Source organism: Eubacterium barkeri (genome assembly GCF_900107125.1).
Taxonomy (GTDB): domain Bacteria; phylum Bacillota; class Clostridia; order Eubacteriales; family Eubacteriaceae; genus Eubacterium_O; species Eubacterium_O barkeri.
The window spans coordinates 1-14,855 of sequence record NZ_FNOU01000021.1; the positions used below are offsets into that span (position 1 = coordinate 1).

The 14,855-nt window shown below is 50.0% G+C and carries 13 protein-coding genes; all 13 read right to left on the reverse strand.

Annotated elements, in window-relative coordinates; all coding sequences use genetic code 11:
* Positions 1 to 214 precede the first annotated feature (214 nt).
* Complete coding sequence (locus BLU30_RS11235) at positions 215 to 1,054, reverse strand: 3-hydroxyacyl-CoA dehydrogenase NAD-binding domain-containing protein (RefSeq protein ID WP_090246524.1); 840 nt, start codon at positions 1,052 to 1,054, stop codon at positions 215 to 217.
* A gap of 73 nt (positions 1,055 to 1,127) precedes the next feature.
* Positions 1,128 to 1,904, reverse strand: coding sequence for an enoyl-CoA hydratase-related protein (locus BLU30_RS11240; RefSeq protein WP_090246449.1), 777 nt, complete (start codon positions 1,902 to 1,904; stop codon positions 1,128 to 1,130).
* A gap of 1 nt (position 1,905) precedes the next feature.
* Positions 1,906 to 3,102 (reverse strand): acetyl-CoA C-acetyltransferase, encoded by a 1,197-nt coding sequence (locus BLU30_RS11245; protein WP_090246451.1) that lies wholly within the window; start codon positions 3,100 to 3,102, stop codon positions 1,906 to 1,908.
* A 21-nt stretch (positions 3,103 to 3,123) separates the two neighbouring features.
* Positions 3,124 to 4,128, reverse strand: coding sequence for an electron transfer flavoprotein subunit alpha/FixB family protein (locus tag BLU30_RS11250; RefSeq protein ID WP_090246453.1), 1,005 nt, complete (start codon positions 4,126 to 4,128; stop codon positions 3,124 to 3,126).
* A gap of 11 nt (positions 4,129 to 4,139) precedes the next feature.
* Positions 4,140 to 4,943, reverse strand: coding sequence for an electron transfer flavoprotein subunit beta/FixA family protein (locus BLU30_RS11255; protein ID WP_090246456.1), 804 nt, complete (start codon positions 4,941 to 4,943; stop codon positions 4,140 to 4,142).
* A gap of 42 nt (positions 4,944 to 4,985) precedes the next feature.
* A complete protein-coding gene (locus BLU30_RS11260) occupies positions 4,986 to 6,128 on the reverse strand; it encodes an acyl-CoA dehydrogenase (protein WP_090246458.1) in 1,143 nt (380 codons plus the stop codon).
* A 116-nt stretch (positions 6,129 to 6,244) separates the two neighbouring features.
* Positions 6,245 to 7,417, reverse strand: coding sequence for an acyl-CoA dehydrogenase family protein (locus BLU30_RS11265; RefSeq protein WP_176770918.1), 1,173 nt, complete (start codon positions 7,415 to 7,417; stop codon positions 6,245 to 6,247).
* 19 nt (positions 7,418 to 7,436) lie between these two features.
* Positions 7,437 to 7,943 carry a gamma carbonic anhydrase family protein gene (locus tag BLU30_RS11270; RefSeq protein ID WP_090246461.1) on the reverse strand — a complete coding sequence of 169 codons (507 nt, stop codon included), beginning with the start codon at positions 7,941 to 7,943 and terminating at the stop codon, positions 7,437 to 7,439.
* Entirely contained in the window at positions 7,943 to 9,076 is a 1,134-nt protein-coding gene (locus BLU30_RS11275; RefSeq protein WP_090246463.1) for an acyl-CoA dehydrogenase family protein, read from the reverse strand. Before BLU30_RS11275 ends, BLU30_RS11270 begins: the two co-directional genes overlap by 1 nt.
* 55 nt (positions 9,077 to 9,131) lie before the next feature.
* Positions 9,132 to 11,138, reverse strand: coding sequence for an NAD(P)/FAD-dependent oxidoreductase (locus BLU30_RS11280; protein WP_090246465.1), 2,007 nt, complete (start codon positions 11,136 to 11,138; stop codon positions 9,132 to 9,134).
* A 71-nt stretch (positions 11,139 to 11,209) separates the two neighbouring features.
* On the reverse strand, positions 11,210 to 12,439 hold the full coding sequence (locus BLU30_RS11285; RefSeq protein WP_090246467.1) for a CaiB/BaiF CoA transferase family protein: 1,230 nt from the start codon (positions 12,437 to 12,439) through the stop codon (positions 11,210 to 11,212).
* A 15-nt stretch (positions 12,440 to 12,454) separates the two neighbouring features.
* Positions 12,455 to 13,705, reverse strand: a complete 1,251-nt coding sequence (locus BLU30_RS11290) for a hypothetical protein (protein WP_090246469.1) — start codon at positions 13,703 to 13,705, stop codon at positions 12,455 to 12,457.
* A gap of 22 nt (positions 13,706 to 13,727) precedes the next feature.
* Positions 13,728 to 14,855, reverse strand: coding sequence for a 2-hydroxyacyl-CoA dehydratase subunit D (locus tag BLU30_RS11295; RefSeq protein WP_090246470.1), 1,128 nt, complete (start codon positions 14,853 to 14,855; stop codon positions 13,728 to 13,730).

Below are 14,855 nucleotides of genomic sequence, written 5' to 3' on the forward strand. Positions count from 1 at the left end.
TGAGGGCTAACCCTTTGTTCGTCAGCGCCTGGGGTCCGGGGTGAATCTTTTTTATCCTCACCCTGACCGCGCTACATCACTTTGTCTACGCTTTGAAACCCGCCAGAATGGCGGGTTGGAAGAATATATCTCCAGAAAAGCGGTACTGAGCAAACACACTTTTCGGGAAAACGTAGTTATTTTCTTTTCCTTATATGATAGGTTTTACTTTAATTTAAGACGGATATGGGTAAAAGCCTAAACCCGTTTTCCGACCAAGCTTACCGCCACGGACCATCTTTCTTAAAAACGGATGTGGCCGATACTTGGGGTCTCCCATTTCTTCATGGAGAACTTCCATGATGGCCAGGCAGACATCTAGACCAATAAGGTCGCCTAGAGCCAATGGCCCCATAGCATGGTTGGCCCCAAGCCTCATGGCATCATCAATGCCTTCTGCCGATGCGATTCCGTCGGCATAAATCCCGATGGCTTCATTGATCATTGGAATTAGCACACGATTAACAACAAATCCAGCCCCCTCTTTTACTTCCACCGGAGTCTTCCCGATTTCAGTTGCAATATCCGTAATTTTATCGATAACCGCCTGAGGTGTATTTAAACCGGCAATCACTTCCACCAGCTTCATCATTGGGGCCGGATTAAAGAAATGCATGCCGATGACGGTCCGGTCTAGACCATTGCTCATTTCTGTAAGGGATAATGACGAGGTGTTGGAGGCAAAGATACAGTCTGGTCGGCAGATTTCCTGCAGCGCACCAAACAGCTCCTTCTTTATCTCCATCTTTTCCAGCACGGCTTCCAGCACTAAATCACACGTAGCAACCGCATCCCGGAGCCCGGTGGCGATCTTATTTAAGATTGCCGTCATCTGATCCTTTTCCATACGTCCCTTTGCAACCTGGCGTTCCAAATTTTTTCTGATTTTCTCCTTGCCGCCATCTGCGAAGTCCTGGGTTATATCGCACAACACGACCTCATATCCATCTGTACATGCAAAGGCCTGGGCAATGCCTGATCCCATGGTACCTGCACCAATTACGCCTATCTTCATCATATGTACCTCCATTTGAAAAACCATGCCGTGGGCAAGCCCCTGCAACGGACCCTGCCGCTTACTAATGATATCACCGATTTTCAAAGAGGGCGTGTTTTCTTTTGCTTAAAAAAGCGGACATCCCCTCTTTTTGATCCTCTGTGGCGAAGCATTGCCCGAAAAGCCTGCATTCGAGGTCGATTCCCAAATCGAGATTGACCTCGATGCCTTCCGTCATGGCCTGCTTGGCATAGCGGACAGCTATCGGTGCATTGTTAGCGATTTTACCAGCCAGCTTCATGACAGCAGGCATTAAATCCTCCTGAGGATACACGGCATTCACCAGTCCCCATTTCAACGCTTCTTCTGCCTTGATGGACACTCCGGCGAAAATCATTTCCTTAGCCTTACCCACCGGGATGCGGCGCATGAGCCGCTGAGTCCCCCCAAAGCCGGGTGTAATGCCCAGCCCAGTTTCCGGTTGGCCGAACAATGCGTTCTCCGCTGCGATACGAATATCGCAGCTCATTGCAAGCTCACAGCCCCCGCCGAGCGCAAAGCCGTTGACAGCAGCGATGACGGGGATGGATAGTCGTTCAATTCGCCGGAAGATGGTGTTGCCTCGTTCTCCAAAGGCACGGCCTTCCTCAACGGTACAATGAAGCATTTCAGCAATATCCGCCCCGGCTACGAATGATTTCGTCCCAGCCCCGGTGATGACCAGGCAGCGAACCATCTCAGAATCCACACCGTCTAAAACGGTCTCCAGATCATCAAAGACCTGGCTGTTCAAGGCATTCAACGCGTCTTCCCTGTTGATGGTCAGTACGCCGATACCATTTGTCACTTCAAAAATCACAAAACCCATATCACACCTTCTCAAAGATAGTGGCGACACCCATGCCACCACCAATACACAGAGTCGCAAGCCCTTTATGGGCATCCTCCCGCTTAAGCATCTCATGGAGCAGCGTCACGATGATTCGTGCGCCCGAAGCCCCCACCGGATGGCCAATGGCTATGGCACCGCCATTGACGTTGACCTTCGCCATATCAAACTTGAGGTCACGGGCGACGGCTACAGACTGGGCGGCAAACGCCTCATTCGCTTCAACCAAGTCGATCTCGTCTATGGAAAGAGACCCCTTCGCCATAGCCTGGCGGGTTGCCGGAACGGGACCGATACCCATGATTTTGGGATCTACCCCTCCCTGTCCCCAGGAGAGCAGCTTAGCCATGGGTTTGAGTCCATACTGCTCAATAGCTGCTTTGGAAGCCAGCACTATGGCGGCCGCCCCATCATTGATGCCAGAAGCATTAGCAGCCGTCACACGGCTCCCCCTGGATCCGTCAGCCAGGGGGAATGCTCCTTTCAGGCCGCCAATGCCCTCGGCCGTAACGCCGGCGCGCGGGAATTCGTCAACCGAAAATGCGACCATTTCCTTCTTTATCCTGACTGGTACTGCGACAATCTCATCATTAAACCGACCCGAAGCCAATGCTGCTTCGGTCTTTTGCTGAGATGCGGCTGCAAAAGCATCTAACTCTTCCCGGGTAATACCATATTGTTCGCATATGTTTTCCGCTGTGGTTCCCATATGGTAATCATTAAAGGCATCCCATAGGCCATCTTTAATCATGGTATCCACAATGACGCTATCTGACATCCGTGCACCAAACCGGGCCGCAGGCACCGTATAGGGTGCTGCTGACATGTTTTCCATTCCGCCAGCCACAATGATTTCCGCATCCCCACAAACGATGGTCCGAGCGCCCTCGATGACTGACTTCATCCCCGAACCACACACCATCGACACCGTATAGGCGGGAACATCCACTGGAATCCCTGCGGCCAATGACGCCTGGCGTGCCGGATTCTGTCCAAGACCAGCACTCAGGATACAGCCAAACATCACCTCATCCACATCCGCCGCATCGACACCAGCACGGTCCAACGCCTCCTTGATGACTATACCGCCCATTTTAGTCGCAGGAGTATTTTTCAATAAGCCGCCGAAAGCTCCAATGGCCGTCCGACAACAATTGACAACATAAACCTCTCTCACCTGTTTATCTCCCCATTCTTCCTATGCCCTAGCGCTTCGGATTTCCTCCGCCAACACCGGCAATACCTCGAAGAGGTTCCCGACGATTCCGTAATCTGCAATATCGAAGATGGGAGCATCGGCATCCTTATTGATGGCCACAATGCAGTCCGATCCGCTCATCCCTGCCAGATGTTGGATAGCGCCAGAAATCCCACAGGCAATGTACAGCTTTGGTCCCACGGTTTTGCCGGTTTGGCCGACCTGATGACTGTGGGCAATCCAGCCTGCATCCACAGCGGCACGGGATGCACCGACGGTAGCTCCCAGAACCTCTGCTAACTCGCGCACCGGTGCGAAGCCCTCCGGCCCACCGACACCACGGCCGCCAGACACGATGATTTCCGCCCCTTCGAGGTCCACGTTTTCCTCACCCATCTCCTTGATGACTTCCAGGATCTGGGTCCGGATATCCTTAGGATCCATATGGATATTCTCCCGGATAGTGGTGGCGATATCCTTTCCACTGTCACCCTTTTTAAATACACCTGGACGTACCGTCCCGATTTGCGGACGGTTGTCTGGGCATTGGATTGTGGCCATCAGGTTCCCCCCAAAGGCGGGACGGGTCCACAACACGTTGCCGGTTTCAGCATCCACATCCAGGGCGGTACAGTCTGCCGTCAGGCCGGTCTTTAATCGACAGGAAACCCGAGGTGCCAGGTCGCGGCCATTATTGGTCGCTCCGATAAGGATGCTGGTCGGTCCATATTTTTCAATCAGTTGACACATGGCATTGGTATAAGCATCTGTAGAATATGATGCATATTCCGGTCCTTCAACGATGATAATCTGGTTTGCTCCTAACACGCTGACGACTGAAGATACCGCATCCACCCGTTCGCCGATGATGACGGCAACCAGGGCTCCGCCTTGCTTATCAGCCATCATCCGGCCTGGTGTCAATAACTCCAAACCGACTTTCTTAGCACTGCCGTCTTCATTCGTCTCTATAAATACCCAAAGATCCTTTGTTTTCGCTTCCATTATCTTCCCTCCTAAATCGTGCCAGCATCACTTAACAGCTGGAACAGTTTTTTTGCAGCATCCTCATTGGATTCCCCTTCGATTTTCATGCCGTTATTCTTTTGCTGCGGGACAAAGCTTTTCTTAACCTTGGTAGGCGATCCCTTCAGGCCTGCCTTTATCAGATCGATAGCTGGAATATCTGCGGCCGTCAATGTAGGGATCTGGACCTTATTTGCCGCCATTTTTCTTTTGATGGTGGGGTATCTGGGATCAAAGGACGGTTTGGTGAAGGTGACGACGCAGGGCATCTTGATGCCAATGACCGCAATGCCGTCTTCTATTTCCTTGTGGACCTTCAGCTGATTGCCCTCCACTTCCACTTCCAGACCATAGGTCACCTGTGGATAATCCAAATGCTCTGCAATTTCAGGACCGACCTGAGCAGTATCCCCATCGATGGCTTGCTTGCCACAGAAGATTGCGTCAAATTTGCCCTCGGTTTCTTCAATCCGTTTGATAGTTTCGGAAATAATATAACTCGTCGCCAGGGTATCGGAGCCGCCGAATGCTCGGTCAGAGACGAGGTATGCCTGATCTGCAGCGATGGCGATACATTCCTTTAATGCAGTTTTGGCTTGTTCTGGCCCCATGGATAAGACGACGATTTTCGTATCGGGGTTGCTGTCCTTAATTCTGGCAGCCGCTTCCAGGGCATACCCATCAAAAGGATTGACAATGCTCGGAACGCCCGCACGAATTAACGTATTGGTCTCGGGGTTAATCTTTATTTCCGTGGTATCCGGTACCTGTTTAACGCAAACTAAAATATTCATAGTGCTTCCTCACTTGTATTAGATTTTTTGTATCGTCCTTGCTTATTTAACGCCCATCCAACTGGCAATGACCATACGCTGCACTTCACTGGTGCCTTCATAGATTTCTGTAATTTTGGAATCCCGCATCAGACGTTCGAAGGGGTATTCACGGGTGAAGCCATACCCTCCGACAAGCTGGAGGGCTCGGCGGGTAATACTGGCAGCAGCTTCCGACGCATATAATTTGCCCATTGCGGCCAGATGGCTGTAAGGTTCATGATTCTGCTTAGCCTGGGCGGCACGGTAGACTAAAAGGCGGGCAGCATCCACACGGGTCTGCATATCAGCCAGCTGGAACTGGGTATTCTGGAACTGGCTGATGCGTTTGCCAAACTGCACCCGAGTCTTGGTATAGTCGATGCATGCGTCAATGGCAGCCTGGGCAATTCCCAGAGCTTGGGCCCCAATTCCGATACGACCACCGTCCAGGGTATTCATGGCGATTTTGAAACCCTTATTTAATTCCCCCAGCAGGTTTTCCTTGGGAACGACGCAATCTTCAAAGATTAGCTCGCAGGTAGAAGAACCGCGAATCCCCATTTTCTTTTCATGGGCACCCACCTTAAATCCTGGGAAGTCTTTTTCGACGATAAAGGCCGAAATTCCACGGTTACCTTGGGTCTTATCCGTCATCGCGAAAACAACAAAGGTCGAGGCAAAGCCCGCATTGGTTATGAAAATTTTGGAACCATTGAGGAGCCAATGGTCACCCTTGTCTTCTGCCACGGTCTTTTGCATCGCCGCATCGGTACCGGCACTGGGTTCCGTCAGGCCGAAAGCGCCAAGTTTTTCTCCAGAGGCCAAGGGGGTCAGATACTTTTTCTTCTGTTCTTCCGTGCCATACTCGCTGATTGGCCAGCAGCATAGCGAGGAATGGGCGGAAACCAGCACAGATGTGGTGGCACAGTGCTTAGCCAACTCTTCACAAACACCGATATAGGTTACGTAAGATAATCCAGATCCCCCATAGGCTTCGTCGAAGGGAACCCCCATCATGCCCATTTCCGCTAGCTTATGCCACGTTTCTTCTGGGAATCTTTCCTCTTCGTCGATTTCAGCGGCGATGGGTGCCACTTCCTTTTCCGAAAACTCGCGGAGCATCTCTAATATTTCTTGTTCTTCTGCATTGAATTTAAAATCCATGGTATTTCCTTTCAGATAATTGCGATATATTTAAAATAGTTTTAAAGTGGAGTGCAATATCCAAGGCACCGGCGTCAGCCGGTTTCCTGGATACTGCGTGAACTAAAGGGGTAAAATTATTTGATATTTGTGATGGACTCACTCCGAATACCCATGAGACGGGCAACGGTATGTTTGTGAACTTCGGTCGCACCTTCAAAGATTGTGGTGATTCGCACATTTCTGTACAGACGTTCCAGTGGGTAATCCGTGGTGTAGCTGTATCCACCTAAGAGTTGCATACATTTATAGACAACTTCGTTGGAAACTTCCGGTGCAAACATCTTGGTTTCGCTGCACAGCTGAAAATCCTGTGTGCCGGTATCCAGGGAGGCTGCAGCTTCGAGGACAAGCAAGTTGGCTGCATCCAGCTTAGCCTGGCATTCGGCCAGAACGAATTGGGTATTCTGAAAATCGGCAAGAGTCTTGCCGAACATCTTCCGGGATTTAACATAATCAATAGTAACATCAATGGCATGCTGAGCGATGGAAACTGCCAGAGCAGATAAGCATACGCGGCCGGGGTTCAGTCCCCACATGGCTGCTTTGAAGCCATCTCCAAGCTTGCCGACCAGATTTTTCTTCGGTACACGGCAGTTATCGAAGAATACCGAGAAGACCGGCGCACCGTGCATACCCAGTGTGCTTTCCGCATTGCTGATAGTCATGCCCTCGTTGCTGACACTCTTTTCCACCATAAAGCAGGAGATTTCCTTCTGTTCTGCACCAGAGGGACTGGTCACTGCGAAGGTCAGCAGCGCATCGGCTTCTTCTGCATCCGTAATAAAACACTTGGAGCCATTGAGAACATAATCATCACCATCCAGCACGGCGGTGGTGGCCATCATCCCGTTGTCGCTGCCTGCATTGGGTTCGGTCAGGTTGAAGGCACACAGCATATCACCGGTGATAATCTTCGGAATCCATTCGGCCTTCTGTTCGTCATTGGCGTAGCGCAATAAAGGCATGATGAAGTTACAGTTGGAAATATTGATGTGTTCTGCCAGAGCTTCGTTGTACTTACCCAGGGTTTCCATAGCCAGAATCAGCATTCTCCAAGTCGCGTTCATTCCTCCATATTCTTCCGGTGCGACCATACCAAGCAATCCCATTTCCCCCATTTTACGGACTGCATCCCGGGCACTCTTCCCAGCTTCCATGTCCTCTACCAGTGGGGCCAGAACTTGCTTCCCAAAGGTATCACAAGCTTCAACAATCGCTCTTTCTTCATCATTCATTCTAATTTTCATAATATCCTCCAATAATTTATTAATAATTTTTTTCTTTGATTTTTTTTGATTCATTGACGTAGTGCTCAGCACTATCCAGAATAATTCGTTGGTACTCTTCCGAGGTCACTTCACGACGAACTTTCGCCGGCGAACCAACCACCAGGCTATGAGGTGGAACCGCCATATGGGCTGGGACAAGCGCCCCGGCGGCGACAATACTGCCCGTGCCGATATGCGCATAATCCATGACGATTGCCCCCATCCCAACCATACACTCATCCTCGATGATACAACTATGGAGAATAGCACCATGTCCGACGCTCACATCCCGTCCCAAAACCGTCACGCTGTCCCAATCTCCGTGTACCACGCTGCACTCCTGTATATTGCACCTCGGTCCAATAGTTATTTTGGTCACATCGCCGTGGAGTACAGCATTATGCAGAATCGAGACATTCTCCTCCAAGGTGACATCGCCTTCCACCACAGCACCAGGGGCAATATAGGCAGTTTCGTGAATCCTTGGCGTCTTTTCTGATTTCATTATTTCAAAAGGTTACGCGCAATGACAATGCGCTGAATCTGGTTGGTTCCTTCGAAAATCTGGAATATTTTTGAATCACGCATCATCTTTTCAACCGGATATTCCCTGGAGAATCCATAGCCCCCGAATACCTGGACGGCATCGGCTGAAACGCGGACGGCGGTATCCCCGCAGAAGCATTTAGCAATAGAAGCTTCACGGTTAGCCTTCAGCCCGGCATCCAGCATGCGTGCGGCGTGCATATACAGCTGGCGGCCTGCTTCCGTATCCTTATCCATATCAGCCATCATCAGCTGGATTGCCTGCATATCCGCCAGGCGTTTCCCAAACTGGATTCTCTGCTGAGAATATTCGATGGCGGCTTCGATGGCGGATTGGCTCAAGCCTGTGGAAATAGCAGCATTGAAGATTCGTCCAGCATCCAGGCCAGCCATGGCGATATTAAATCCCTTCCCTTCTTCGCTTAAACGGCTGGTTTGAGAAACCCGCACATTATCGAAGAAAACATCCGCCGTATTGGACAGGCGCAGGCCCATTTTGTCTTCGTGCTTTCCGATAACTAAGCCCGGTGTGCCTTTTTCAACCATGAAGGCCGTGATTCCCCTGGCGCCCAGCCCCTTATCGACGGTGGCAAACACGACAAAGAGATCGGCGAATTCTGCATTTGTCGCAAAGCATTTGTGTCCATTAATTATATAATCAGAACCATCACGTACGGCCGTTGTCTTAAGGGATGCAGCATCTGAGCCGGAATCCGGCTCAGTCAGACAGAAGGCTCCAAAGGCCCCTGGCACAAGGATATCGCTGGCTTTCTGTTTTTGTTCATCATTCCCACCAACCAACACGCATTCCAGTGCCAGTGCCGTACACAGATATGTGATGGCGAAAGCGGGTTCGACCTTCCCTAATTCTTCCAGCATGATGCATTCGGTTAAATGATCCAGCCCCATTCCCCCATAAGCTTCGGGGATACCTAGGAGATGCAGGCCAAGTTCAAACCCCTTTTTATATAGCTCCAGGGGAAACTCGCCACTTTGGTCATACTCCTTAATATAAGGCTTGACCTCGTTGCGCATGAAGTCACGCGCTAACCGTTGTAATTCAATTTGATCCTCTGTCAGAAAATTTGACATAATCGTCCTCCTCATCATCGATATTTAATATTTCAACCTGATTCTATGGGACCTGCTAAATGGTCAGGCTCCACTCAAAGGCAGAATGGGTTGCGTTCATAGCTGAGCCTGGTTTTTCGGCATCGCCAAGTTTGGCATAGGGAATATCCATCGCATCCAGAGTATTAATAAAATCCGGAACATTGCTCTTTAATCCTGCGGCCAAAATGATATTATCATAAGGTAATGCTTTCTGGCCCGCTTCATCCTCAACAATGATGACCGCGTCTTGAATTTCAACGACTTTTGTTTGGGTCAGCATTTTGATTTCAAGACGTTTAGCGTCCGGAACAGCAAATCGTCTGAGGCTTCCCAAATCGCTGCCGACTTTCTTCAGCATTTCAACGATAGTAATATCCTGAAAGTCCAGTACCGGTGCCAGTCCTAGGGGAGCCACCTCATTAAAGTAAAAATCCACGGCCTGGCTGCCACCCATGCTCTTTTCAGAGAGAAAAATGGCTGTCTCCAAACCGACAGATCCCCCGCCGATTACTACCGTCTTTCCCTTTTTAAGATGGGTCAATAACTCTGGCCCTGCTTCCAGTACCTCGCTCGGCAGATAAACCTGATCCCGTTCGATACCCGGGATTGGTGGAATGAAGGGCTTTCCACCGACGGCTACCGCCACATAATCGGGCTTGAAAGCTTCGATGAATTCGGTATCGACCTCCGTGTTGAGCAGGACTGTTACCCCCAGCTCTTTCAGCTCATAAGCTTTGTTTTCAATAAAAGCGGTCAAATCCTGCTTCCGCGGTGGGATAGCAGCAATATTCAAAGTCCCCCCCAAACGGTTTTCCGCTGTGGCCAGAGTAACCAGGTAGCCCCGTTTAGCTGCCTTAACCGCAGCGTAAAGGCCTGCAGGACCACCGCCAACCACCAGCATCTTCTTATTCGCATTTTCGGGATTCTTCACATGCTTTATGTCGACATATTCCTGCCCAACCTCAGGGTTTAACACACACGTCGCATCCAACGGGATATAAATCCGTTCATTACATCCCCGGCTACAGCCCAGGCATTTATTGAAGGGCTTTCCATCCTTTATTTTGTTGGGTAACGCTGGATCCGTTAAGAATGGTCGGCCCATCCCCACGAAATCGGCGATTCCGTCCTGGAGCATTTTTTCGGATGTTTCCCCATCGTTAATCCGTGTGGACACCAGTACAGGGGATTGGATATTGCGTCGAATGGTGTCGGCCATATAGGCGTAGCCTGCCGGCGGGACATGATATGTAATCAGTGGAAGGGGTGCTTCATGCCATCCCCCGGTGACGCTGACCATATCTAAAAGCCCTTCTGCTTCCAACCGCTGGCAGAGACGGATTGCCGTTTCAATACCATATCCGCCCGGTTCCATCTGTGCAGCCGATAAACGCATCATCACCGGATAATCCGGACCCACAGCTGCCCGGACCTTGCGGAATACCTCAAGAGGAAAACGAAAGCGGTTTTCTTCTGTACCGCCATATTCATCGGTACGCTGATTGGTGACTTCAGAGAGGAACTCACTGATGATATATCCGACAGAAACGCTGAGTTCAACACCATCAATCCCCGCCTTTACCGCACGTACGGCCGCAGCGGCAAAGGCTTCCTCCACCTCACGGATATCATCAATTGTCATCTCCTTCGGGGTCTCCTTATAGATTCTGGAGGCAACCGGAGAGGGTGCGATGGGGGTCAGACCAGAGAGGGTGTCCTGGTTTCCGCATCTGCCACAGTGAAACAGCTGCACGAAGAAGCGACAGTCCGCTTCATGGATTACATCAGCCAGGCGGCGTAACCCCGCGATACGCGCGTCGGTATCGATGAAATGCATATTATGCAGGGTCCCCCGGGGCGAGATTGCAGTGGACAGGGTAATAGCGGCTACCCCGCCGGCCGCCCGCTGCCGATAGAACTCGATATCCCGTTCAGAAACCTCATGATCTTCGGTAAAGCATAGATGCATCGGCAGCATGAGCAACCGGTTTTTAAGTTTTAAGTTGTTGATATTTTTAGACGAAAACAACAAATCGTACATATTATCTACTGTTCCTTTCTGCCCATCCAGCAGAGCCCCTTAAGGGACTTGCTGCTGAATCGCCATCATCGTCAATCCTTAACTGCTCCTGTTTCCACCAGATTGTCGATTTCCACTTCTGAATAACCGTACTGTGCGAGAATCTCGCGGGTATGATAACCGACCCGTCTGGACGGATTAGCTTCAGGCTGGCCGACACTCCCGAACTGAACCGGACTGGCCACATGGAGGTGTTCCTCACCATTGGGCGATTTCGCCTTATACAAGAATTCTGCTTCCCAGGCTTGCTGGTCTTCGGCGATATCTTCAAATGTGCAGCAGGGCTCGATGGGGACCTCAGCCGCATCGAAAATAGGTTTCCAGTATGCAACAGGTTTTTTGCTCAAGGCATCATCCAGCAGATTGATGACTTCCCGCACGCGACCCTCCTTTTGAATGGTCGCCAGGTCGTTGTATTTTGTATCACCTACCAAGTCATTCCGTCCGATACATTGCATCAGTCGGTCATAATAGTCATTGTACGTCGGGCAGGACAGCTGAATCCAACGGTCGGATGTTGGGTAAATATTGATACCCGGAGTATTGACTTCCAATCTTGAGCGGGGGTACTGGGGTGTATCGTGGTATTCAGTTGCCATAATTGGCCAGATATTAAACCACATTCCAACATGATACAGGCTAACGGTAATCTTATCGCCTGTGCCGTGGAGGGCCTGACCCACCAGTGCGCCGGCAATCCCACCAGCAAAGACCATCCCGGTTGTAAAGTCACCAGCTGCCGGAATCAGGTTGATGGGTTCCTGGCCCTTTTGGTACATGGTCCCGATGATGCCGCCCCGGGCCCCATACGAAATCGTGTCGTAACCTGGAACATCCTTATCCGGTCCCTTATTACCATAACCGGTTAATTGTGCAAAAATCAAATGGGGGTATTTTTCGTGGAGGATTTCATAAGTTAGGCCCATCTTTTCCAGCACAGGGGTCCGGTAGTTGGTCATAAAGACATTGGCAGTTTTCAACATCTTGTGGAGAATGTCCATCCCTTCCGGCTTCCGTGGGTTCAGGCCCACAAACTTCTTGTTAAAGCTGGTTGTATCAAAAGACGGGTTTTCGTCATCCTCAATGGGCATGTCATTCAACAACCCCATAATCCGGTTGTGGTCCCCGTTAAAGCCTTCAAGTTTAATGACCTTCGCGCCCCATTCGGCTAGAATCCGTGTGGCAGAGGGCCCGGCAACGAATTGTGCAAGCTCGATAATCGTAACCCCTTCCAGGGGCTTTTTATTCGTACTAGATATCATTTTATGTACCTTTCTCTATTCTTCTGAATGTGATTTTGCTGCTATTTCCTGTTCCGCCGCACGAATACTGGCTGCTGTTGTCACCTTGCCGGTGGTTTCCAGCTGCCGACGCATCCGTCGAACCCGGAAGGGTGCGATAAAAATCAATGGAATCAAAGCAATGGGAATCCAGACATAAGACTGCCATGCAAAAAGTGTCGTCGTAACAAATCCGAATCCCAGGGTAGAATACAGGAAGCTCATTATAACGAATAATGCGCCGACCAGGGCCATCCGCAGACCCTGTTTCTGCTTGAGGAGATTCGTCTCTTTCAGCTTATCCCAGAACTTGGCATTGGACCAGCGGTCCGCCTGGCCATACACGAAAATCGGTCCCGTTGAAATAAAGGCACAGAACAACAAGATGGGATATGCGTAGTAAATAAAGGGAGAATTTAAATCGTTGACGGCCTCCAGGGTATAAATCACTGCATCGAGATTCCCGGGAAAGCGACCAAAAAGTAGGAGGCTGAGGCCGAACATGGTAATCATGACGCAAACGGTGGCGACAATACAAACGATTTTAGTATCCTGCTTGCTCTTCAGGACCCCTTTAGTAACCGCTGGAAGACCGCTCAGGTTAACGGTCTGCGTTGATATGAATAACACAGCATACCAAAAGGCCATGGGAATACTGGAGTACATCCCCTCTCCCGTCACACGATTGTTAAAATTCAGAACAATATTGTCCCAATTGCTCGGAATCCCTAAAACCAAAGTCACAATTAAAACCACCACCATGGTCAGGGTAAGCCCGCTGGAAATCGTACTGATAATCTTTGTCCCATAAGCCGCCATCAACACAAACACCACCATAATGGCTACCAAGGCAATGGTATAGTTCATCCCCAGGTAATCCGTTAAAACCTGGGCACTCCCCGCCATACACGATCCAGTGAAAATCGGAAAAATCAAAAGACACAGGACATCGAACAGCGGCACACAAAACTTATCCAAGGGATAAACCAATTCCCTGATCCACCCCTGATAATGGTGCTGTCCGCTGACTCGGGATAGCTCAATCCCCCAATAGAAAAACCACACCTGTACGGCAATGGCCAATACAGTGGTAAAAAGTCCAATCCAACCAAAACGAACGAAATAAGTCATCTGATTGGCCCCGGAAGCTGTTCCGCTTCCCATTTGGGCACCATACCACACACAACCAATCGATATCGGTCCGAGCAGCCCCTTTATTAAAGCGCTTTTTTTACCTTTATTCTCCATTTACTTCGTTACCTTTCGTGGTTTATTTGCCCAGCATTTCGCAAAATGCCTGGATTCTGGTCCCAGCCTGTTCATCGTTACCGGTGGTCGCCTCAACTTCCAAGAACAACTCAGGCAGCTCCGCTTTTTTAAATACCTTCCTGAGAATCGGATAATCATACTCTTCCATTTCACAGAATTTAAGTAGGCAAACCAACACACCGTCTGCACTACGCTGCTTTGCCATTTCGGCCAGCATAGTACCACGTTTCTTACTGGGGTCATAGAGAAGGCTACAGCCTTCCATCCGGGACCAGCGGTCAGCCAACTGGTAATAAAGGTCGATTCCGTTATTCACGTCGACCTCGTACCGTTTCGACTCTGCCACAACATCGTCACCGACTATCCCAATCTTATTCTTTTCCAGTAGATTCATCAATTCGGTACTGTCAATCATGATTCCGGTCGATACGACCCGGACACCGTCAAAAAGATAGACTGGACGTTTTTTCAAGGCTTCAATTAGCGCCCTTACCCATTCCAGATGCTCCGCCTTATCCATGAAATGTGCACTTTTGAAGACATTCCGACGGACCAGGGGGGTAATGACATCCAGGTGATCTCCAGCAACCAGCGAGAATTCACGCATCGCCTGCCGGTGAGCATTGAAAAGATGAATGGTATGCTGGAGGTCCAAATCGGTAATCTTGTGCTCGGTTATTTTTTCCACCTTCTCCGCACAAAGACGCAAATCCTTGACCATATAGTACTTAGCCGGCTCAATCTTCCGATTCTGGGGATAGACACACTCAATAATGGGGATATCGATGGCTGATTTCCAGTTTTCCATCAAATCGTTGAGGCTGTCACAACAGCAATTGCACACCACGGCGGCCAGCTCACGGTACGATCCCTGTAAAGCCAACTGAGTGACTGTCGTAACCACTGAGCAATAGAATGCCGGATAGAATTTATACGCATCGTTGGGTTCGATATCCGCTCCCCACATGGTCACCGGTAGCGCCCCCGCAGCATAAATAATTTCTTCAGGCGGGAATGGCGCAATACCACCGATGGCCACTTTCCCGGTCCGTTCCTTCCAATCGACCAAATAGGCGTTTGGGTTATTCGCAACCGCTGCAAATTTTTCAAGCAATTTATCTAAAGACAT

Coding starts and splice junctions, on each gene's coding strand:
- BLU30_RS11285 (WP_090246467.1), bottom strand. CDS start 12,439: ATGATATCTAGTACGAATAAAAAGCCCCTGGAAGGGGTTACGATTATC.
- BLU30_RS11290 (WP_090246469.1), bottom strand. CDS start 13,705: ATGGAGAATAAAGGTAAAAAAAGCGCTTTAATAAAGGGGCTGCTCGGA.
- BLU30_RS11275 (WP_090246463.1), bottom strand. CDS start 9,076: ATGTCAAATTTTCTGACAGAGGATCAAATTGAATTACAACGGTTAGCG.
- BLU30_RS11255 (WP_090246456.1), bottom strand. CDS start 4,943: ATGAATATTTTAGTTTGCGTTAAACAGGTACCGGATACCACGGAAATA.
- BLU30_RS11295 (WP_090246470.1), bottom strand. CDS start 14,855: ATGTCTTTAGATAAATTGCTTGAAAAATTTGCAGCGGTTGCGAATAAC.
- BLU30_RS11280 (WP_090246465.1), bottom strand. CDS start 11,138: ATGTACGATTTGTTGTTTTCGTCTAAAAATATCAACAACTTAAAACTT.
- BLU30_RS11250 (WP_090246453.1), bottom strand. CDS start 4,128: ATGGAAGCGAAAACAAAGGATCTTTGGGTATTTATAGAGACGAATGAA.
- BLU30_RS11270 (WP_090246461.1), bottom strand. CDS start 7,943: ATGAAATCAGAAAAGACGCCAAGGATTCACGAAACTGCCTATATTGCC.
- BLU30_RS11260 (WP_090246458.1), bottom strand. CDS start 6,128: ATGGATTTTAAATTCAATGCAGAAGAACAAGAAATATTAGAGATGCTC.
- BLU30_RS11240 (WP_090246449.1), bottom strand. CDS start 1,904: ATGGGTTTTGTGATTTTTGAAGTGACAAATGGTATCGGCGTACTGACC.
- BLU30_RS11265 (WP_176770918.1), bottom strand. CDS start 7,417: ATGAAAATTAGAATGAATGATGAAGAAAGAGCGATTGTTGAAGCTTGT.
- BLU30_RS11235 (WP_090246524.1), bottom strand. CDS start 1,054: ATGAAGATAGGCGTAATTGGTGCAGGTACCATGGGATCAGGCATTGCC.